General features: G+C 67.0%; 15 protein-coding genes and 1 pseudogene. 7 read left to right on the top strand and 9 right to left on the bottom strand.

Features of this window, described 5'->3' with window-relative positions; genetic code table 11:
- Positions 1–41: 41 nt before the first annotated feature.
- From E3O57_RS12355 to E3O57_RS12345, 3 genes are read right to left on the bottom strand one after another with little or no spacing between them, the layout of a single operon-like run.
- Positions 42–1,415 (bottom strand): NAD(P)(+) transhydrogenase (Re/Si-specific) subunit beta, encoded by a 1,374-nt coding sequence (locus tag E3O57_RS12355; protein WP_088457758.1) that lies wholly within the window; start codon positions 1,413–1,415, stop codon positions 42–44.
- On the bottom strand, positions 1,412–1,720 hold the full coding sequence (locus E3O57_RS12350; RefSeq protein ID WP_103460053.1) for an NAD(P) transhydrogenase subunit alpha: 309 nt from the start codon (positions 1,718–1,720) through the stop codon (positions 1,412–1,414). Before E3O57_RS12350 ends, E3O57_RS12355 begins: the two co-directional genes overlap by 4 nt.
- Positions 1,720–2,865 (bottom strand): NAD(P) transhydrogenase subunit alpha, encoded by a 1,146-nt coding sequence (locus E3O57_RS12345; protein WP_103460054.1) that lies wholly within the window; start codon positions 2,863–2,865, stop codon positions 1,720–1,722. The genes E3O57_RS12350 and E3O57_RS12345 overlap by 1 nt, the downstream gene beginning before the upstream one ends.
- A gap of 327 nt (positions 2,866–3,192) precedes the next feature.
- Here E3O57_RS12345 and E3O57_RS12340 point away from each other — a divergent pair, with 327 nt between their 5' ends.
- Entirely contained in the window at positions 3,193–5,199 is a 2,007-nt protein-coding gene (locus E3O57_RS12340) for a BCCT family transporter (RefSeq protein ID WP_241990401.1), read from the top strand.
- Positions 5,200–5,405: 206 nt separating this feature from the next.
- Positions 5,406–7,964, top strand: coding sequence for an ATP-dependent helicase HrpB (gene hrpB, locus E3O57_RS12335; RefSeq protein ID WP_103479207.1), 2,559 nt, complete (start codon positions 5,406–5,408; stop codon positions 7,962–7,964).
- Positions 7,965–7,995: 31 nt separating this feature from the next.
- Here hrpB and dnaB read toward each other — a convergent pair whose 3' ends face one another.
- The 6 genes and pseudogenes from dnaB to E3O57_RS12305 form a co-directional block, all read right to left on the bottom strand.
- Positions 7,996–9,402 carry a replicative DNA helicase gene (gene dnaB / locus E3O57_RS12330; RefSeq protein WP_088457763.1) on the bottom strand — a complete coding sequence of 469 codons (1,407 nt, stop codon included), beginning with the start codon at positions 9,400–9,402 and terminating at the stop codon, positions 7,996–7,998.
- 444 nt (positions 9,403–9,846) lie between these two features.
- A complete protein-coding gene (gene rplI, locus E3O57_RS12325; protein ID WP_088457764.1) occupies positions 9,847–10,296 on the bottom strand; it encodes a 50S ribosomal protein L9 in 450 nt (149 codons plus the stop codon).
- A gap of 11 nt (positions 10,297–10,307) precedes the next feature.
- Positions 10,308–10,571: a 30S ribosomal protein S18 gene (rpsR, locus tag E3O57_RS12320; RefSeq protein WP_035835236.1), complete on the bottom strand. Its 264-nt coding sequence runs from the start codon at positions 10,569–10,571 to the stop codon at positions 10,308–10,310.
- Positions 10,572–10,625: 54 nt separating this feature from the next.
- Positions 10,626–11,135, bottom strand: a complete 510-nt coding sequence (locus E3O57_RS12315) for a single-stranded DNA-binding protein (RefSeq protein WP_088457765.1) — start codon at positions 11,133–11,135, stop codon at positions 10,626–10,628.
- 141 nt (positions 11,136–11,276) lie between these two features.
- A pseudogene (gene rpsF / locus E3O57_RS12310) lies at positions 11,277–11,645 on the bottom strand (30S ribosomal protein S6); the annotation flags it as partial.
- A gap of 483 nt (positions 11,646–12,128) precedes the next feature.
- Positions 12,129–13,559, bottom strand: a complete 1,431-nt coding sequence (locus E3O57_RS12305) for a CCA tRNA nucleotidyltransferase (RefSeq protein ID WP_103479208.1) — start codon at positions 13,557–13,559, stop codon at positions 12,129–12,131.
- Positions 13,560–13,649: 90 nt separating this feature from the next.
- On the opposite strand from E3O57_RS12305, the gene E3O57_RS12300 reads away from it, so the two are divergent.
- From E3O57_RS12300 to E3O57_RS12280, 5 genes are all read left to right on the top strand, one after another.
- On the top strand, positions 13,650–15,947 hold the full coding sequence (locus E3O57_RS12300) for a DUF6049 family protein (protein ID WP_103479209.1): 2,298 nt from the start codon (positions 13,650–13,652) through the stop codon (positions 15,945–15,947).
- Positions 15,940–17,559, top strand: coding sequence for a murein biosynthesis integral membrane protein MurJ (gene murJ, locus E3O57_RS12295; RefSeq protein WP_241990400.1), 1,620 nt, complete (start codon positions 15,940–15,942; stop codon positions 17,557–17,559). The genes E3O57_RS12300 and murJ overlap by 8 nt, the downstream gene beginning before the upstream one ends.
- Before the next feature lie 164 nt (positions 17,560–17,723).
- On the top strand, positions 17,724–18,698 hold the full coding sequence (trxB, locus tag E3O57_RS12290) for a thioredoxin-disulfide reductase (protein WP_103429920.1): 975 nt from the start codon (positions 17,724–17,726) through the stop codon (positions 18,696–18,698).
- A gap of 10 nt (positions 18,699–18,708) precedes the next feature.
- Entirely contained in the window at positions 18,709–19,032 is a 324-nt protein-coding gene (trxA, locus tag E3O57_RS12285; protein WP_088457771.1) for a thioredoxin, read from the top strand.
- Between the two features lie 133 nt (positions 19,033–19,165).
- On the top strand, positions 19,166–20,485 hold the full coding sequence (locus tag E3O57_RS12280) for a PLP-dependent aminotransferase family protein (protein WP_088457772.1): 1,320 nt from the start codon (positions 19,166–19,168) through the stop codon (positions 20,483–20,485).
- The last annotated feature ends 5 nt before the right edge of the window (positions 20,486–20,490 follow it).

The raw sequence follows: 20,490 nt of genomic DNA, 5'->3' as shown, positions 1-20,490 counted from the left end.
GAGTCGCCCCGCCTTGCAGTGTCGAAGGGACGCAGCCCGGGTCAGAGGGCGTTGACGGCGCCGAGCACCTTGGTTAGCGAGTCCTTGGCGTCACCGAACAGCAGCGTGGTCTTCGGGTCGAAGAGCAGCTCGTTCTCGATGCCGGCGAAGCCCGGGCGCATCGACCGCTTGAGGAAGACGATCTGGCGGCCCTCTTCGACCTCGAGGATCGGCATCCCGTAGATCGGCGCGCCCGGCGAGGTCTTCGCGGCCGGGTTGACGACATCGTTCGCGCCGACCACGAGCACCACATCGGTGTTCTTGAACTCGGGGTTGACCTCGGCCATCTCCTTGAGCGACTCGTAGGGCACGTTGGCCTCGGCGAGCAGCACGTTCATGTGTCCGGGCATCCGCCCGGCGACGGGATGGATCGCGAAGGCCACGTCGACGCCGCGCGCCTCGAGGGTCGTGGCGAGCTCGGCGATGGTGTGCTGACCCTGGGCCACGGCCAGGCCGTAGCCGGGCACGATCACCACACGCTGCGCGTAGGCGAGCATCACGGCGACGTCCTCGGGGTTCGAGGATCGCACCGGGCGGTCGCTCTGCGTTGTGGAGCCGGCGGTCGAGCCGCCGCGGAAAGCGCCGAACATGATGCCGCTGACGCCGCGCCCCATGGCGGAGGCCATGGCTCGGGTGAGGATGGTACCGCTGGCACCGACCAGGGTGCCGGCGACCACGAGCAGCACGTTGTCCAGCACCACACCGGATGCCGCGACCGCGAGTCCGGTGAAGGCGTTGAGCAGCGAGATGACGATGGGCACATCGGCGCCGCCGACGGGCAACACGAGCAGCAGGCCGACGACCAGGCCGAGTACCAGGAGCAGCAGCGCCCAGCCGGTGGACCCCGTCGCCACGACGAGCCCGCCGATGACGAGGGCTGCCACGACCGCGAGGGTCATGACCCACTTCATGCCGGGGAACACCACCGGGCGGGTGGTGATCAGTTCCTGCAGCTTGGCCACGGTGATCGCGGAACCGGCGAACGAGACCGCGCCGACGAGCATGGTGAAGACCACCGCCACGAGCACCCAGGGGCCTTCACTGTGACCGAGTTCGAGCATCGCGACCAGCGCCGCGGCGCCGCCGCCGACGCCGTTGAACAGTGCCACCAGTTGGGGCATCTGAGTCATCTGCACCCGACGGGAGATGGGCGCCGCGATCGCGGATCCCACCGCGATCGCCAGCAGGATCAGCGGGATGTTGTCGAGCTTGGCCGACAGGAACACCGTGATCACGGCGAGGGTGGCGCCGGCGGCGCCGATCAGATTGCCGCGGCGGGCGGTGCGGGGCGAGCTCAGGCCCTTGAGGGCGAGGATGAAGCAGACGGCCGCGGCCAGGTAGAGCAGTGCGGTCCACTCGGCGGACAGGAGGCTCATTTGGTGGTGTCCTTCGGGGTGGCGGCGGGCTTCCGGCCGCGGAACATGCCCAGCATCCGGTCGGTGACGACGAAACCGCCGACGAGATTGGCGGTGGCGAGGGCGACGGCGAGTAGGGCCACGAATATCAGCCACGGGTCGTCCAGCTGGCCGGCGACGATGATCGCGCCGATCAGGATGATGCCGTGGATGGCGTTGGCGCCGCTCATCAGGGGGGTGTGCAGGGTGCTGGACACCTTGGAGACCACCTCGAAGCCGACGAAGACGGTCAACACGATGACCGTGAGCAGAGTGATCGGATCCATCAGTTCTTTCCTTCCAGCGCGGCAGCGGTCGGTGCGTGCCGCACCTCGCCGCCGGTGGTGAGACAGGCTCCGGCGATGACCTCGTCGGTGAAGTCGGGTACGACCTGGCCGTCATGAATCATCAGCGCGAGCAGGTTGGCGACGTTCTTGGCGTACAGCCGCGATGCGTCGGAGGCCATCGCGGAGGCGGCGTCCTGCATGCCGACGAGGGTGACGAAGCCGTCACCGGCCGCGGTGGGCACCAGCTGGTCGACGCCGGGGAGTACGCCCTCGACGTTGCCGCCGGTTTCGGCGGCGAGGTCGATGACCACGGAACCGGCGGGCATGGCCGCGACCATCTCCCGGGTCACCAACAGCGGGGCCGGCCGGCCGGGGATCGCGGCGGTGGTGATGAGCACATCCGCCTTGGCCACGTGTGGGGCCAGCAGTTCGCGCTGGCGCACGGCGCGGTCCTCGGCCAGTTCGCTGGCGTAACCGCCGGTGCCTTCGACGGCGGCCAGGTCGAGGGTGATGAAGGTGCCGCCCATCGAGGTGACCTCGTCGGCCGACGCCGGCCGCACGTCATAGGCGGAGACCCTGGCGCCGAGGCGCTTGGCGGTGCCGATGGCCTGCAGTCCGGCGACGCCGGCGCCGAGTACGAGCGCCCGGGCCGGCGGAATGGTGCCGGCCGCGGTCATGTAGAGCGGGAAGAACCGGGGGAACCGGATGGTGGCTTCGAGCACGGCCCGGTAGCCGGCGACCAGGGCCTGCGAGGTGAGCGCGTCCATCGACTGGGCCCGGGAGATACGTGGCACCAGTTCGAGCGCGAACGATGTGACCTGTGCGGCGGCCAGGGCTGCCACCGTGGGCAGTTCGGACGCCGGCGACGCCAGACCCACCGTGATGACTCCGGCCGGTAGCGTGGCGGCCAGCTGGGGACTCAGCGGACGCACGTGGCAGAGCACATCGAACGCGGTGGCGTCGAAGTCCGCGACCAGCTGCGCGCCGGCCTTCTCATAGGCGGCGTCGGAGTAGCCCGATGCCAGTCCGGCGCCGGCTTCGACGGTGACGTCGACACCCAGCGCGGTGAGTTGGGTCACCGTTTCCGGTGTTGCTGCGACGCGTTTTTCGCCCTCTCGGCGTTCACGCCCTATGCCAACCTTCACGAGTAACCACTCCTTTGACGCATCTGCCACCTGACGAGCGAAACGGGGTCGTTCGCGCGTCCCAGGGCGATCTCACTCCGTAGCGTACCGTCGGGTTTTGCCGGCCCGGGGCGTTTTTCAGGGCCGAAAGACCCTGCCCGGGTGGCCAAGAGCACCCTCGACCTCGTAGGCTGAAGGATTGCCCGGGCCGCCGTAGTGGCGCCCACCCCGTACGAATTGCCTGATCTTCCCGCACTGCCGCCGGCATCCACACCCGAGCAGCGCCCGGCTAAACGGATGCCCCAACCCGATTGGTTGTCCGTTATCAGCTCCACTGAACCTGCCGACGTGGCGGGCGCTCCCAGCGCCGCCCCGTCCCCGTCAGCCCCGCAAACAGCAGCCGCCTCGACCAGCCGGCCCCGACGTTTCGGGGTGCACGTGCCGGCCCCGCGGATCTTCTATCCGGCGTTGGGCATCATCGTGGCCGTCGTCCTGGTCAGCATCTTCTTCCCGGTGCGCACCGGCGCCGTCCTCGCGCAATTGCAGACCCTGGTGGTGGCCGGCCTCGGGCCGTATTACCTCGTGCTGGTGGCCTTCTTCGTCATCTTCGCACTGTGGATGGGGCTGAGCCGGTTCGGTGACATCAAGCTCGGCCAGGACGACGACAAGCCGGAATTCGGGCTGATGTCCTGGTTCTCGATGCTCTTCGCCGCGGGCATGGGCATCGGCCTGGTGTTCTGGGGTGCCGCCGAGCCGCTCACCTACTTCCTGGAGCCCAAGCCGGGCGTGCACGGCAGCCGCCCGGAACTTGCGGCCGCAGCCATGTCCCAGACCTTCCTGCACTGGGGCTTCCACGCCTGGGCGGTGTACGCCGTGGTCGGCCTGTCCCTCGCCTATGCCATTCACCGCAAGGGACGGCCGGTCTCGATCCGTTGGGCCCTGGAACCGCTGCTCGGCGACAAGGTGAAGGGTCGCCTCGGCGATGCCATCGACGTCACCGCGATCGTGGGCACCCTGTTCGGTGTGGCCACGTCGCTCGGGCTCGGTGTCAAGCAGATCGCTGCGGGGCTGCGCCACCTGGGCGTCGTCGATTCCGTGAGCAACACCCTGCTGGTGGTCCTGATCGTGATCATCACCCTCATCGCCATCGCCAGCGTCGTCAGCGGCGTCGGCAAGGGCATCAAGTGGCTGTCGAACATCAACCTCGGCGCGGCCGCGCTCTTCCTGGTCGCCGTCCTGCTGCTCGGCCCCACGATGTACCTGCTGCGGGTCTTCGTGGAGTCCCTCGGCGGCTACTTGCAGAACATCGTCGGACTCACCTTCGACGCCAGCGCCTTCACCGGCCAGGCGGGTCTGGACTGGCAGGGCAGCTGGACGGTCTTCTACTGGGGCTGGTGGATTTCCTGGGCGCCGTTCGTCGGTGTCTTCATCGCCCGGATCTCCCGTGGCCGCACCGTGCGCGAGTTCGTCGCCGGCGTTCTCCTGGTGCCGACCCTTGTCACGTTCCTCTGGTTCGCCGTGATGGGTGGCAGCGTTATCAAGCAGGTGTGGGAGGACCCCGCGGCCCTGGTCGACCCCGAGGTGGGGATCGTGCCGGAGAACGTGCTCTTCGACTTCCTCGCCGCGCTTCCGTTCGGGCCGGTGCTGGCGGTGCTGGCTGTCGCGATCGTCGCGATCTTCTTCATCACCTCGGCCGATTCCGGCTCCCTCGTGATCGATATGCTCGCCTCCGGTGGTGAGACTGATCCGCCCAAGTGGAGCCGTATCCTGTGGGCCAGCCTGGTCGGCGTCGTCGCGATCGCTCTCCTGCTCGCCGGTGGCCTGTCCGCGCTGCAGACCGGAGCCATCCTCACCGCCATCCCGGTGAGCGTGGTGATGATCGGCATGTGTATCGCCACCTATCGGGCCTTCAGGGCCGAACACCAGGTGCTCGTGCAGGTCGAACGCCGGGTCCGCCGGGAGGAAATGGCCCGCCGGATCAGCCAGAGCGTCACCAACCATCTGGAGAACAACTTCGACGACCACTTCGGCGACCAGATGGACGGCCGCATCAGCGCCGCGATCACGGATGCCGCCGGCAACGTCTCCATCCAGACGCGGGAACGACGTGCTTTCTGGCCACGCCGACCGCGCGGCCAGACCCCCCTGGTCGACCGCCCCGACCTGGGCGAACTCACCCCGGAGGAGATCGGAGAGATGCAGGACCTGGGCGATCTGATGCCTCAGGACCCGCAGCCCACTGCGGACACGTCGTCGGCGCACCCGTCGGCGGCAGACCACGCCGAACCCGACGCCGTGACGCCGGATGCCGCTCTCGCGCCGGACGCCGACCCGGAGGACCCGCGCACGTCGTGAGCCGTCTGGCGAACCGGGCCGGCCGGGCCTGATGCGCCGCACACCGAAAGGGCCTGACAGGCGAGGCCATCCCCGCTGTCAGGCCTTTATCGACGGTTGCCGAAGCGGGCCAGTGGCTCGCTGAGGCAAGTCACGTGGGCACAGAGTCGAGGCTCGGTACCTACGACACGTGAGCACACACCCCCCAAACGCGACAGACTGAGGACGTGACCCGTCTTTCGTTCGATCCGTCCAGACTCGGTCGCGGGCTCGCATTCGCCTCGGCGATCGATGATCTGAGTGCTGCGCTTGATCGGAGCCGCACCGTGGTCGTCAGCGCGCCGCCGGGCACGGGAAAGACCACACTCGTGCCGCCCATCCTCGCCGATCGGGTTCCGGGTCGTGTGATCGTCACTCAGCCACGCCGGGTCGCTGCCCGCGCTGCCGCCCGACGACTCGCGCAGTTGGACGGATCCTCTCTCGGCTCTCGCGTCGGATACACCGTCCGTGGCGAACGCCAGGTGAGTCCATCCACCCTGATCGAGTTCGTTACCGCCGGCGTGCTCCTGCGCCGACTGCTCGATGACCCTGGTCTCGACGGGATCGATGCGGTCATCATCGACGAAGTGCACGAACGGGCTTTGGAGACGGACCTGCTGATCGGGCTACTCGGCGAGGTCCGCGAGCTGCGCGACGACCTCGTCCTCATCGCGATGTCCGCGACCCTCGACGCCGAGAGGTTCGCGTCAATTCTCGGTACGGATGCGGGCCCGGCCCCGATCGTGACCCAGAGCGCACCGGCCCATCCGCTCGAGGTGCGCTGGGCGCCCTCTCCCACCCCTCGACTGGATGAGCGGGGGGTCACCTGGGCTTTCCTCGACCACGTCGCGAGCACCGCGGTTGCCGCACACCGCACCCTCGTGCGCACCGATCCGGCCGCCGATGCTCTCGTCTTCGCGCCGGGTGCGCGTGAGGTCTCCGAGATCGCCGGACGCATCCGTGGTCTCGCCGCGGAGTTCGACGTGCGGGAACTGCACGGCCAGATCCCCGCCGCGGAGCAGGATACGGTGGTCAGTGGGCGGAGCCCCGATGCTGCGGCACGGATCATCGTCACGACGTCACTGGCCGAATCCTCTCTGACCGTGCCCGGCGTACGCCTGGTCGTCGACACCTGCCTGTCTCGTGCTCCGCAGCGGGATGCTGCGCGCGGCATGAGCGGTCTCGTCACCGGCCCGACGCCCAAGGCCTCCGCCATCCAGCGCTCGGGGCGCGCCACCCGGCAGGGGCCTGGCGTCGTGGTCCGCTGCGTCGACGAGCGCACCTTCGCCACGGCGCCGTCGCACGCCGCCCCTGAGATCCAGGCGGCAGATCTCACCGATGCAGCCCTGCTCCTCGCCTGCTGGGGCGCCCCAAGTGGCGTGGGCCTGCGGCTGGTCGATCCGCTCCCGTCTGGCAGCCTGGACGAGGCCCTCGCCGCGCTGCGTGGGCTCGGCGCGATCGATGCCGATGGCCGCGCCACCGACGAAGGCCGAGCGCTCGCCCGCGTCCCGACAGCTCCGCGCCTCGCCCGCGCACTGCGCGCCGGGAGTGACCTGGTCGGCGGGCGCACAGCGGCCGAGGTCATCGCGCTGCTCACAGGTGACCTCCGCGTTCACGACGGAGACGCCCAGGCCGCTCTGAACGCGCTGCGCACTGGACGAAGCCCGGATGCCCGCCGATGGGAGCAGGATGTCCGCCGTCTCGAGCGCTTCGCCGGGGCGATTGACACGGCGCGAGGAGGCGCTGATCAGACCGGACTGATCATCGCGCTCGCCTTTCCCGAGTGGATCGCCCGCCGCGTCGATCAATCGCCCAACGGTGCAACCTTTCTTCTCGCCTCCGGCACCCGTGCCGGGATCACCGGTCAGCTCGCGAGTGCCGACTGGTTGGCGGTGGCGGACGTCACTCGGGCAGAGGGACGAGCGGCCGCAGGAACCGGAGCACTCATCCGCTCTGCCGCCGTCATCTCCGAGAACCAGGCGGAGCAGGTGGCGCCCCATCTCTGCACAGACCGGGTCGAAGCACGGTTCGTGGACGGGCGCGTCGTGGCCCGCCGCGAACGTCGGATCGGTGCGATCATTCGCTCGTCCGTGCCGGTGCGCGTACCGGCGGACGATGGCGGACGGGATGCCGTCCGCCGTGCCGTCACAGCGCACGGCCTCGGAGTGTTCATCTGGTCAGACGCCGCGGACGCTCTGCGGCGTCGCCTCGCGCTGCTGTATCGCGAGCTCGGATCGCCCTGGCCGGATGTCTCAGACACCGTTCTGCTCGCTACGCTCGATGCCTGGCTCGGCCCCGAGCTGTCAGACCTGGCCGCCGGCACTCCGGCCGCGCGCATCGACCTTGCCCCTGCACTCCGCCGTACCCTGCCCTGGCCCGCCGCGGTCGACCTTGACGCTCTGGTTCCGGAGCGCTTCCGGGTTCCCAGCGGTTCGCATGTCCGTCTCAGCTACCCACCCGCCGATGATTCGTCGGCTCGTCCCGTTGTGGCTGTGAAACTCCAGGAGTGCTTCGGATGGGCAGAGACCCCACGAATCGTCGGAGGACGAGTGCCGGTGTTGTTCCACTTGCTTTCCCCCGCCGGGCATCCCCTTGCCGTGACCGACGACCTCGCATCCTTCTGGGCAGGTCCGTACTCGCAGGTGCGAGCGGAGATGCGCGGACGCTACCCGAAGCACCCTTGGCCGGAGGACCCCTGGTCCGCCGTACCCACCCGGCACACCACGCGCCGCGCTGCCCTGGGCTAGGGCCGCGACACACCCTGCGGTCAGCTGAGCGCTATGCGCCGGGCACCATGTCTGCGAAGCGGGAGTAGTGGCCGTGGAAGGCCACGGTGACGGTGCGGGTGGGGCCGTTACGGTGCTTGGCCACGATCAGGTCGGCCTCGCCCGCGCGCGGGTTGTCCTTTTCGTACGCGCTCTCGCGGTGCAGCAGGATCACCATGTCGGCATCCTGCTCGAGCGAGCCGGACTCGCGAAGATCGGAGATCGCGGGCATCTTGTCGGCTCGCTGCTCCGGGCCACGGTTCAGCTGGGACAGGGCGATCACGGGGACCTGCAGTTCCTTGGCGAGCAGCTTGAGCGCCCGGGAGAACTCGCTCACCTCTTGCTGGCGGGATTCGACCTTCTTGCCCGACGTCATCAGCTGCAGGTAGTCGATCACGACGAGCTTGAGGCCGACGCGCTGCTTAAGTCGTCGGCACTTGGCGCGGATCTCGACGAGGGTCATATTGGGGCTGTCGTCGATGTAGAGCGGCGCATCGTTGATGCGGCCGCGGGTGGCGGCGATGGTGGTCCAGTCGCGCGCTTCGACGTTGCCCTTACGCATGCTCTGCAGGGGCACGGAGGCCTCGGCGGCGAGCAGACGCATGGCGATCTCACTGCGGCCCATTTCGAGCGAGAAGAAGATGCTCGGCATGTCGTGGTGGATCGAGGCGGCCCGCGCGAAGTCCAGCGCGAGGGTGGACTTACCCAGGGCCGGTCGGGCGGCGACGATGATGAGCTGGCCGCCGTGGAAGCCGTTGGTGAGCTCGTCGAGGTCGGCGAAGCCGGTGGGGACTCCGGTGAATTGGCCGTCCTTGAGCTTGGCGGCCTCGATGTCCTCGATAGCGGCCGTGACGGCGTCGGTGAGGGGGACATAGTCTTCGACCTCGGTGCTGCCGGTGATCGAGTAGATCTCGGCCTGCGCGGTGTTCACCAGGTCGAGGACCTCGCCCTCCCCCGCGTAACCCATCTGGGCGATCCGGGTTCCGGCGTCGACGAGCTTACGGAGCATGGACCGTTCGGCCACGATGGTGGCATAAAAACCGGCGTTGGCGGCGGTGGGCACCAGGCTGGTGAGGGTGTGCAGGTAGTCGGCGCCGCCGGCGCGGGAGATCTCGCCGAGCTTGGTCAGCTCGTCGGTGACGGTGATGACGTCGGTGGGTTCACCCTGCGCGTAGAGCGAGAGGATCGCGTCGAAGATGATCTCGTGCTTGGGAACGTAGAAATCGGCCGCGCGGACGGTCTCGACGACATCGGCGACGGCATCCTTGCTCAACATCATGCCGCCCAGGGCGCTCTGTTCGGCCAGCAGGTCGTGTGGCGGCGTGCGTTCGGCGTGGCGCGGTTCGGAGCTGCCACGGTACTCGGAGCCGCGTTGATCTGAGCCGCGTTGATCGGCGTAACCCAGGTGAGCTATCGACACGCCGAGCCTCCTCGTGTTGGTGTGGTTCTGGTGTATCAGGAGCCGCTGACAGCGATCATCCGGTAGGCAGGCGCACAAGAGCGAATACCTGCTTGCCCACCATAGAGAGACTCGTCTGCCCAGCCAAACCACCCTGTGGATAACTCTGTGAGTAATCTGCGCGAAACGCCGCACGACTTGTGCACAACCTGTGCACTCGGCTGTGGACAACTCACGGATATTTAACTAGAAGTTGCGTTTGATCAGGCATTAAAACTACTCACATGTGTGTGGAAAAACTAGTTTCAATGCTCGATTGAATGTTGATGAAATAGGTGGACACCTGTGCACAAAGCGGTGTGAAACACGGGACAAATGTGCCAAGAACGGGGGCTACGCGCTTGCCGTTAAATAGGAGTAGCGGCGGCTTCTTTCGAAACCGCCGCTACTCCTGATGAAACGAGACTACTTTGCGGCTACCACCTGGAGGGTGATGGTCGCGCTGACCTCGTCGCGCAGACGAACCGTCGCGGTGTGCTCACCGGTCAGCTTGATCGGGCTGAGCTCGATCTTGCGCTTGTCGATGGCACCGAGGCCGGCCGCGGCAACCGCGTCGGCTACGTCGGTGGTCTTGACGGAGCCGAACAGGCGTCCGCCGGCGCCGGCCTTGACGACCAGCTTGACCTTGGTGTTCTCAAGGGTTGCCTTGAGAGCCTGGGCCTCTTCGAGGGTGGCGTGCTCGCGGGCTACGCGGGCGGCCTTGATCTGCTCGATCTGCTTTTCGCCACCGCGGGTCCACGCAACAGCGAAGCCCTGGGGGAGAAGGTAGTTGCGAGCGAACCCGTTCTTGACATCAACGATGTCACCGGGGGTACCGAGGCCGGAGACCTCGTGCGTCAGAATCAATTTCGACATGTGAGGGCTCCTTACCGGCCTGAGCCGGCGTAGGGCAGCAAGGCCATTTCGCGGGCGTTCTTGACGGCACGCGCGATCAGGCGCTGCTCCTGGACGGAGACGCCGGTGATGCGGCGGGCGCGGATCTTTCCACGCTCTGAGATGAACTTCCGAAGAGTGGGGACATCTTTGTAATCGATGACACCAACCCGGATCGACTTCGCGGGAGCGGCGTTCTTGCCACCCTTAGCACCGCGGAGCGGCTTGCGGCGGTCGCCGCTCGACTTTCCAGCCATGATTTCCTAACTTTCTAAAACGTGTGAGTGCAGCCGTCAACCGTGAGGTTCGGCTTAGAAGGGGGTCTCGTCGCTGAAGTTGCCCGGGGTGTTCCAGACGTCGCCGCCGCCAGTGTTGGCTGCGGGGGCGCTGGGTGCCCAGGGCTCGTCGTTACCCTGCTGCTGCGCGACGGGCGCGCCGCCGCGGGGAGCAGAGGATGACTGCGCGCGCGTGAGGGAGGCGGTGGCGTAGCGCAGCGAAGGACCAATTTCGTCGATCTCGAGCTCCATGCTCGTGCGCTTTTCACCTTCCTTGGTCTCATACGAACGCTGCTTGAGACGCCCGGAAGCGATGACACGGGAACCCTTGGTCAATGAACCGGCCACGTGCTCGGCGAATTCACGCCAAACGCTCGCGCGCAGGAACAGTGCCTCGCCATCTTTCCACTCACTCGTTGCGCGATCGAAATTGCGCGGAGTGGAAGCGATGGTGAAGTTGGCTACCGCCAGCCCGTTCTGCGTGTAACGCAGTTCCGGATCGCTGGTGAGGTTGCCCACCACGGTGATTACGGTCTCGCCGGCCATGGGCTACTTGTCGCTTGCCTTGTCGGCGTCTGCCTCGGCAGGAGCGTCCACGGCGACCGGAGCTGCCGGGGCAGCTGCAGGCTTCGCGGATGCGGCGACCTTGGCAGCGGGAGCTGCGGCAGGAGCGTCGGCCTTGACCGGAGCAGCAGCAGCCTTCGGGTTGGCTGCCTTGCGGGCGGCCTTCTCGGCGGCAAGCTTGCTTGCGACGGCAACCTGGGCGATGCCCTCTTCTGCGCGAAGCACCTTGGTGCGCATGACGGCTTCCGACAGCTTCAGCTGACGGTCGAGCTCGGCAGTTGCTGAGGCGTTTGCGGTGAAGTCGACGACGGCATAGATGCCTTCGGCCTTCTTGTTGATCTCGTATGCGAGACGGCGGCGACCCCAAACGTCAACCTTGTCAATGGTTCCACCATCGTTGCGAACAACGTTGAGGAACTTGTCAAGGCTGGGAGCTACGGTGCGCTCATCGATCTCGGGATCGAGGATTACCATCAATTCGTACTGATGCATGACTAACCCACCTCCTTCGGACTAAACGGCTGCAGTATTTCTGCAACAGGAGGGTTGTGCATGTGTTGAACGTGGAGGCCGGGAATCCGGCACACAGACAACCTGCCAAGACTACTGGAACCGCGGCGATTGCGCCACCATCGCCTCCGATGCCCTCCGCACCGGAAATCTTCGGCCGGGACCGCCGACCCTCCCGGCAACACGTGGAAGCCGCGGCGCAGGTGCTCGGTGGCGCCGGGTCCGTGCTCGCGGGGCCGGGCGCGAGCGTCGTGGTCAAGCTGATCGCGAGTGAGTCGCAGCTGGGACAGCGTGGAAGCTTAAGGGTCCATGCCGAGAAGCGTCTCCCGGTGGTCGTGTCAGGCGCTGACCGCTGCGTGGGCGGTGCAGAACACGGCCGGATTCAACCTGTGGAGGACAGGCACTCCTACCCGAGTTACCCCGCCCCGGTTGGCAACGCGACGAGGGGGTGCAGCGGCGGGCGGGTCAGGCGCTGCGGGCCGCCCACCAGGACTGCAGACGGCGGGTGGCTTCCTCGGTGCCGAGAGGCCCGTCGTCCAGGCGCTGCTCCAGGAGATAGCGGTAGGCCTCGCCCACCTCACGGCCCGGCGTCAGGCCCAGGATCGCCATGATCTCTTCACCATCGAGGTCGGGCCGAACCGAGTCCATCTCTTCCTGGGCCGCGAGCTCACGGATGCGCTGTTCGAGGTCGTCGTAGGCGAAGCCCAGCCGGTCGGCCTTGCGCCGGTTGCGGGTGGTGACGTCGGCTCGGGTGAGGATGTGCAGCCGCTCGAGCTGGTCGCCGGCGTCGCGCACGTACCGGCGCACGGCGGAGTCGGTCCAGGCCCCTTCCGTGTAACCGAAGAACCGCAGGTGCAGTTCCACGAGTTTGCCCACCGCAGCGATGGTGTCGTTGTCGAAGCGCAGCGCACGCAACCGCTTCTTGGCCAGCTTCGCACCGACCACGTCGTGGTGGTAAAAACTCACCACACCGCCGGACTCGAGCCGCCGGGTGGCCGGCTTGCCGATGTCGTGCATGAGCGCCGCCAACCGCACCACGAGGTCGGGTTCGGGAAGGTTCTTACGGGTTCGCTCGTAACCGATGGCCTGGTCGAGCACCGTCAGGGTGTGCTGGTAGACGTCTTTGTGATGATGGTGCTCGTCGACCTCCAGGCGCAGGTCCGGGATCTCCGGCAGCACGATCGCGGCCAGGCCGGATTCCACGAGCAGCTCAATGCCGGCACGCGGGTTCGCCGAGCGCAGCAGCTTGCCGAGCTCATCGCCGACCCGTTCGGCGGAGATGATGTTGATGCTCCCGGCCATGGCGGACATGGCGATCGCGGTGTCGATCTCGAGGGTGAAGCCCAGCTGAGCGGTGAAGCGGGCGGCCCGCATCATCCGCAGCGGGTCGTCGCCAAACGAGATCTCGGGTGCGGTGGGCGTCCGCAGCACCCCGTTGAGCAGATCGTCGATCCCATTAGACGGGTCGACGAGAGTGAGCTGCGGCAGCCGCAGAGCGAGCGCGTTCACGGTGAAGTCCCGCCGCAGCAGGTCATCATCGAGGCTGCTGCCGAAGACCACGTCGGGGCGGCGGGTCTGACCGTCGTAGCTGTCGGCCCGATAGGTGGTGATCTCGACCTTCTCGCCCGCGATCTGGGCGCCGATGGTGCCGAACGCACGACCGATGTCCCAGTGCGCCTCGGCGATCGGCTTGACGATCGTCAGGATCTGGTCGGGAGTGGCGTTGGTGGTGAAGTCGAGGTCATTGGTGACCCGGTTCAGGAACGCGTCGCGGACGGGACCGCCCACCAGGGCCAGTTCAAAACCGGCCGCGGCGAATGAGTTCGCCAAACGGGACACCGTGGGGGACGCAGCCAGGTCGCCCAGTCTTGCGAGGGCTGCCGTGACGCTCTGCATGCCCCAATGGTAGTTGCTCGCCCGTCCCACCCGCGCGCCACCCAGCCGGCGCGGAGGGTTCTCACCCGGCTACGCCGTAGAATCCCGTACATGCTGGCCGATCCGAATCACGCGCGTCGGCCTGCGCTCCCCGGAATCCGGCGTCGCATCGTGGCCGCGCTGCTGTGCGCCCCCCTGCTGCTCTGCCCGGCGCTGGCCACCGCGACTCCGGCAACCGCCGCGACGGGCACGTTCGTCGGGTCGGTGGACACGGCGACCAACGACGACACCGTCGCCCTGCACGTCACACCGGCCACCTCCTCGATCCTGCGCCTCAACGAGGACCTCAAGCTCTCCGTCACCATCACCAACGATTCCGCCACCGCCATCCCCGCCGGAAACATCGACGTCTTCCTGGCGGAGCGGGCGCTGACCAGTTCAACGGACCTGGACGACTGGCTCGCCTCGGACGAGGACGACGACACCGGCAGCGACCTGATGACCAGCGTCCCGCTCACCGTCCCCGTGCAGCCCAACAGCACGGTCACGGTCGCGGTCTCGGTGCCCAACGCCGCGCTCGGCCTGTTCGAGTGGAGTCCCTGGGGACCGCGGGGCATCGCGGCCTCCCTCAACACTGATGAATCGGTGCGGGCGTCCGGTCGGTCCACCTTCGTCTGGTACCCGGATGCCTCCGTGCAGCAGCCCCCCGTCGTCACCCCGGTCAACCTCGCCGTAGCGATGCCGATCACCACCCCCGCGAACAGCTCCGGCCTTATCAGCGCCGAGGATCTCGCCGCGTACACCTCCAGCTCCGGTATCCTCACCCGCCAGCTCGACGGGCTTCTCAACCGCCCCGTCGCAATCGCCGTCGACCCGATGATCATCGCCTCGATCCGGGTGCTCGGAACGAGCGCGCCTGAGTCCGCGATCACCTGGCTGAACCGCCTCGATCTGGCGGAAAACGATATATTCCCGCTCGGGTATGCAGACTCGGATCCTTCTCTGGCCGTTCAGGCCGGGTCAAGCAGCCCGCTCTCACCGACCTCGCTGACCTTCGCCACCGACCCGGCCCTGTTTGTTCCCATCGAACCCACCGCCGCGCCAGAGCCCGAGGGCAGCGCCGTCGATCCCGGCGCACCGACCTCGTCCGACGCGCCCGCGGTCCCGGACCAGCCCACCGGTGAAAACCCTGTGCCGACCCTCGACCAGCTGCTCGCCTGGGACTACACCTCCACGTCCATCGCCTGGCCCGCCGACGACGCCGTCGCTCAGGCAGACCTGTCCGCCTTCGCGACCGCGGGACTCACCACGACGCTCCTCTCATCGGGCAACGTGACCCTGGACGACCCTGAAGTCACCACCAGCACAACTGTCGACCTGGGCTCCAACGAACTCGGCCTGGTTGCCGACGCCGGGATCTCGGAGGCGATGCGCTCGGCCGTCATGGCCACGACCGATGACGACTGGCGCGGGTACATGGCCGAGTTATCCTCCCAAATCGCCGTCGTGGCCGCCGCGAATCCCGACCAGGCGCACACGCTCCTCGCTACCCTCGATCGCGGCTGGCCGCCGACCGCGGCGCGGCTGGCGCAGACCATCGACGCACTGTCGGCCCTGCCCTGGTACTCCGCAACAACGCTGACGGCGGCAGCAGCAGCCCCGGTTTCCACCGACGTCACCTTCCGGCCGCAGGCCGAGCCCAGCAGCAGCGTCGACCTCGCGAGCCGACTGATCGCCCGGGAAGCCGAGATCGTCTCCTTCTCCACAGCCCTTGCCGATCCGGCCGCCGTCACGGCACCGAACCGGCTCGCCGTGCTGGCCCTGCTGGCGACGTCCTGGCGGGCCGACCCGGACGACTGGCGCACCGCCGTTGACGACAATCTGGCGACGTCCAGCGAGGTGTTGCGGTCGGTCACGGTGAGCACCAAGGGACCGATCAATGTCGTCGGAAGCAAGGTCGACATCCCCGTCACGCTGAACAACGCCCTCGGCCAGGCCGTCACGGTGCGGGTACAGGTCGTCCCCTCCAACGGCCGCCTGGTGGTGGGCAACGATGTCGAGGCCGTGATCGACGCGAGTTCGGCCAAGACAGTGTCTATCCCCGTGACCGCAGCGGTCGGAAACGGCGCGGTCAGCCTGCGAGTGACGCTCTTCACCCCGTCCGGGGCGCAACTGGGTCAGCCCTCGTTGATCTCGGTCAATGTGCGCGCGGACTGGGAAGGCATCGGATCCCGCATCTTTGCCGCTCTGGTCGTGCTGTTCTTCGGCTTCGGCGTGTGGCGCAACATCGTGCACCGGCGACGCGACCGTTCACAGGGCGCCGAAGCTGACGCCGACCCGCTCGACAGCGACCCCGCCGTCACTCCCCCAGCTGTTGCCGACGATGTCCCCCCGGCTCCCCGTGGTTAGCCAGGGCGGCGTCGGCCGCGCCAGTGCGATCCTGGCCTCGGGAACTCTCGTCTCGCGTCTGCTCGGTTTTCTCAAGGTCATCGTCTTCGCCCACATCATCGGGCAGATCGGCAACGTCCCCGACGCCTTCACGGTCGCCAACCAGCTGCCGAACACCGTGTACACGATCGTTGCCGGCGGCGTCCTCACCGCGGTGCTGGTTCCCCAAATCGTGCGCGCGAGCCTGCACGACGATGGCGGGACCGCATACATCAACAAGCTCGTCACCCTGGCCTTGAGCATCCTGGCCATCACGACCCTGGCCGCCACGCTGCTCGCACCCCTGATCACCCGGTTCATCGGCCTGGGCTTCTCCCCCGAGCAACTGTCGTTGGCGATCGGATTCGCGTACTGGTGCCTGCCGCAGATCTTCTTCTACGGCTTGTACACGGTCCTGGGCGAGGTCCTCAACGCCCGCAAGTCCTTCGGCCCGTTCACCTGGGTGCCCGTGATCAACAACGTGATCTCCATCGGCGGTCTGCTGCTGTTCGGTCTCCTGTTCGGTATCGACACGGATGGCCAACGGCCGCCGGCCGACTTCACCCCGGGGATGACCGCCCTGCTGGCCGGCAGCGCGACGCTCGGTGTCGTGTTGCAGGCCGTGGTGCTCTACTACTTCTGGCGCCGCATCGGCTTGCGCTACCGTCCCGACTTCGCCTTCAGGGGTGTCGGCCTCGGCGCGGCCGGCAAGATGGCCAGCTGGACCTTCGGCATGCTGCTGCTGACCACGATCGCCGGCATCGTCGAAACGCAGGTCGTGACCCTAGCATCGGGAGAAGGCGCTTCCTCCACCGTCATGAGCACGGCGTGGCTGATCTTCATGTTGCCGCACTCGATCATCACGGTTTCCGTGGCCACCGCGTATTTCACCCGGATGAGCGAGCACGCCGCCCGCGATGACACCGAGAAGTTGCGCACGGACGCCTCCTCGGCCATCCGCGGGACCACCCTGCTGATCGTGCTCGCCAGTGCGGTCATCATGGTCTGCGCGTACCCGTTCGCCACGGTCTTCGGCGAAGCCGGGTTCGAACAGGTGCAAGCCATCGGCAACGTCATCATCGCCTTCCTCCTGGGCCTGGTTGCCTTCTGCGTGCTCTTCGTCGTGCAGCGCACCTTCTACGCCCTCGGCGACACGCGGACCCCGTTCTTCTTCACCCTGTTCCAGGTGGTCCTGGTCATCACGGGTGTGCTGGGCTGCGCCCTGCTTCCGCCGCAATGGATCGCGTTCGGCATCGCCCTCGTGGTGACGGTATCCGGGATCCTCCAGGCGATCCTGGCCGCGTGGCTGCTGCGCAAGCGGCTCGGCGGTATCGACGGGCGGCGGATCCTGCGCAGCCTGGTGAAGTACGTCGTCGCCGTCATCGTCCCGGTCGCCGCGGGAATCGGCATCCTGGTCGTGCTGGGCGGCACCACGGCGGGCGGTTTCGCCGTGTCGGGAATCGGACCGGCGATTCTCTCCATGATCCTGATCGGTTCGGTCATGGCCGTGCTGTACTTCGGCCTGTTGCTTCTCATGCGCAGCCCCGAACTACACGGCTTCCTGGCCCCGTTGAAGGCCCGTCTCGGGCGGTAGCCCGCCCGTGCTGCGGGTAATGGCCAGGTGACCGGTTGCTGAACAGCAGCTGTGCAGCGGGGGCTCGAGCCGGACGGAGCGGAATAGCTTCCGATTAGGATGTGTTGTACCCGAATGTGAGGCGCCGAAAGGCGTCTCTTCCACTGATTTCAAGGAGTCTACGCGTGCGTCAGATCATCATCATCGGTTCGGGTCCTGCCGGATTCACCGCCGCCATCTACGCTGCGCGTGCGAACATGAAGCCGCTGCTGATCGCCAGTTCGGTCGAGGCCGGCGGTGAACTGATGAACACCACCGACGTTGAGAACTTCCCGGGCTTCGCCGACGGCATCCAGGGCCCGGAGCTGATGGCGAAGATGCAGGAGCAGGCCGAGAAGTTCGGCACCGAGGTCGTCTACGACGACGTGACCAAGCTCGAATTCGGCGACACGGTCAAGTCGGTCACCCTCGGCAACGGCGAGAAGCACGAGGCCCTGTCGGTGATTTTCGCCACCGGGTCCGCCTACCGCAAGCTCGGCATCCACGACGAAGAGCGTCTGAGCGGCCGGGGCGTGTCCTGGTGTGCCACCTGCGACGGTTTCTTCTTCAAGGAGAAGGTCATCGCCGTTGTCGGCGGCGGCGACTCCGCCATGGAGGAGGCCACCTTCCTCACCCGCTTCGCGAAAAAGGTCTACATCATTCACCGCAAGGACACCCTCCGGGCGTCCAAGATCATGCAGGAGCGCGCTCTGTCGCACCCGAAGATCGAGTTCGTCTGGAACTCCGAGGTCGTCGGCATCGATGGTGAAGAGGCCGTTGAGGGTTTGCGTCTGCGCGACACCGTCACAGGCACCGAGAGCACCCTCGAGGTGGGCGGCCTGTTCGTCGCCATCGGCAACGACCCGCGCACCCACCTCGTGCACGATCTGCTCGACCTCACCAGCGAGGGCACCATCGCCGTCGCGGGACGCTCCTCCAAGACCAGCCAGGCCGGCGTCTTCGCCGCCGGAGACGTCATCGACCCCACCTACCGCCAGGCCGTCACCGCGGCCGCCAGCGGCACTGTGGCGGCCCTGGACGCCGAGCACTACCTGGCCACCCTCCCCGAGGACTTGCTGGCTGCGGCCGGCGACCCCGAATTTGCAAGCGTCACCAACTAAGGAGCACTACATGTCAGCACGCGCCGTCACCGACGCCACCTTCGACCAGGAAGTCATCAACAACGAGAAGACCGTCCTGGTGGACTTCTGGGCCGAGTGGTGTGGTCCGTGTCGCGCCGTCAGCCCGATCCTCGACCAGATCGCCGCGGAGCACTCCGACAAGATCGACATCGTCAAGCTGAACGTGGACGACCACCCGGCCCTCGCCGCAAAGTACATGATTACCTCCATCCCCGCGATGAAGGTCTTCCAGAAGGGTGAGGTCGTCAAGACCGTCATCGGCGCCAAGCCGAAGCCCGCCCTCGAAGCCGACCTGGCCGCCTACCTCAAGTAGCCGCCGGCAGGTTCTTCCGCGAACCCGACACCCGCCCGGCAGCCGCCGGGCGGGTGTTTTTGTATATTCAGGCGGATGCGGCCGCTGAGCGACGCACCCCATACGATTAAGGCCACACCAGAACGGATATGACGTGACAGCGATAGGCACCTCCCAGGCCGGCAACAACCTCGACCCGTGGTACCACCACTACGCCGAGCGGGCCGCCGCCCTGCGCGCCTCCGAGGTGCGCGCCCTGTTCGCCGTCGCCTCACGCCCCGAGGTCGTCTCCCTTGCCGGTGGCATGCCCTACGTCGCCGCCCTGCCCCAGGACCTCGTGATCAACGCGATGGACAGCGTCATGCGCAAACAGGGCCCCGTTGCGCTGCAATATGGCTCTGGCCAGGGAGTTCCCTTGTTCCGTGAGCAGATACTCGAGGTCATGGCGCTGGAAGGCATCCGTGCCCACGCCGATGACGTCGTCGTCACCACGGGGTCGCAACACGCTCTCGAACTGGTCAGCAAGCTCTTCCTGGACCCCGGCGACGTTGTCATCGCTGAGGGGCCGAGCTATGTCACGGCCATGGTCATCTTCAAGTCGTACCAGGCCGATGTCGACCACGTACCCATGGACGAGCACGGCATGATCCCCGAGGCCCTCCGCGAACACATCGCACGCCTGAAGGCCGCCGGTCGCAAGATCAAGTTCCTCTACACGATTCCCAGTTTCCACAACCCGGCCGGGGTGACCCTCAGCTGGGCCCGCCGTCTGGAGATCCTGGAGATCGCGAAGGCCAACCAGATTCTGGTCCTCGAGGACAACCCGTATGGGCTGTTGTATTTCGACCAGAAGGCACCGGATGCCATGCGTTCCATCGAACGGGACGGTGTGGTGTACCTGGGGACCTTCTCCAAGACCCTCGCCCCCGGCTTCCGGGTGGGTTGGGCCCTGGCCCCGCACGCCATCCGCGAGAAGCTCGTGCTGGCCAACGAGGCGGCGGTCCTCTCCCCCAGCTCGTTCAGCCAACTGGTGATCTCCGAGTACCTGTCCACCGCGGATTGGAAGGGTCAGATCAACACCTTCCGCGGCGTCTACCGCGAACGCAAGAACGCCATGCTTTCCGCGTTGACGGAATACCTTCCCGAGCTCACCTGGACCAACCCCAACGGCGGGTTCTACGTGTGGCTCAATCTGCCGGACACCCTGGACTCCAAGGCAATGCTGCCTCGCGCGGTCAAGGAGCTCGTGGCGTACACCCCCGGCACGGCGTTCTTCGCGGATGGTCAGGGTCGCCAGAACATCCGGCTTTCCTTCTGCTATCCCACGCCGGACCACATCCGCCTGGGTATCCGTCGCCTCGCCACCGTCATCCGTGACGAACTGGAGCTGCTCGACACCTTCGCCGGAACAGGCTCGCTGTTTCCCGCCCACGACGGTCGCCGCTTCGGCGCCCCGCCGCCCGACATCAACTAACCCCG

Source organism: Cryobacterium sp. TMN-39-2 (assembly GCF_004402745.1).
Classification (GTDB): Bacteria; Actinomycetota; Actinomycetes; order Actinomycetales; family Microbacteriaceae; genus Cryobacterium; species Cryobacterium zongtaii.
Note: the sequence above shows the minus strand (reverse complement) of the source record. Positions and strands in the feature narration are given on the sequence as shown.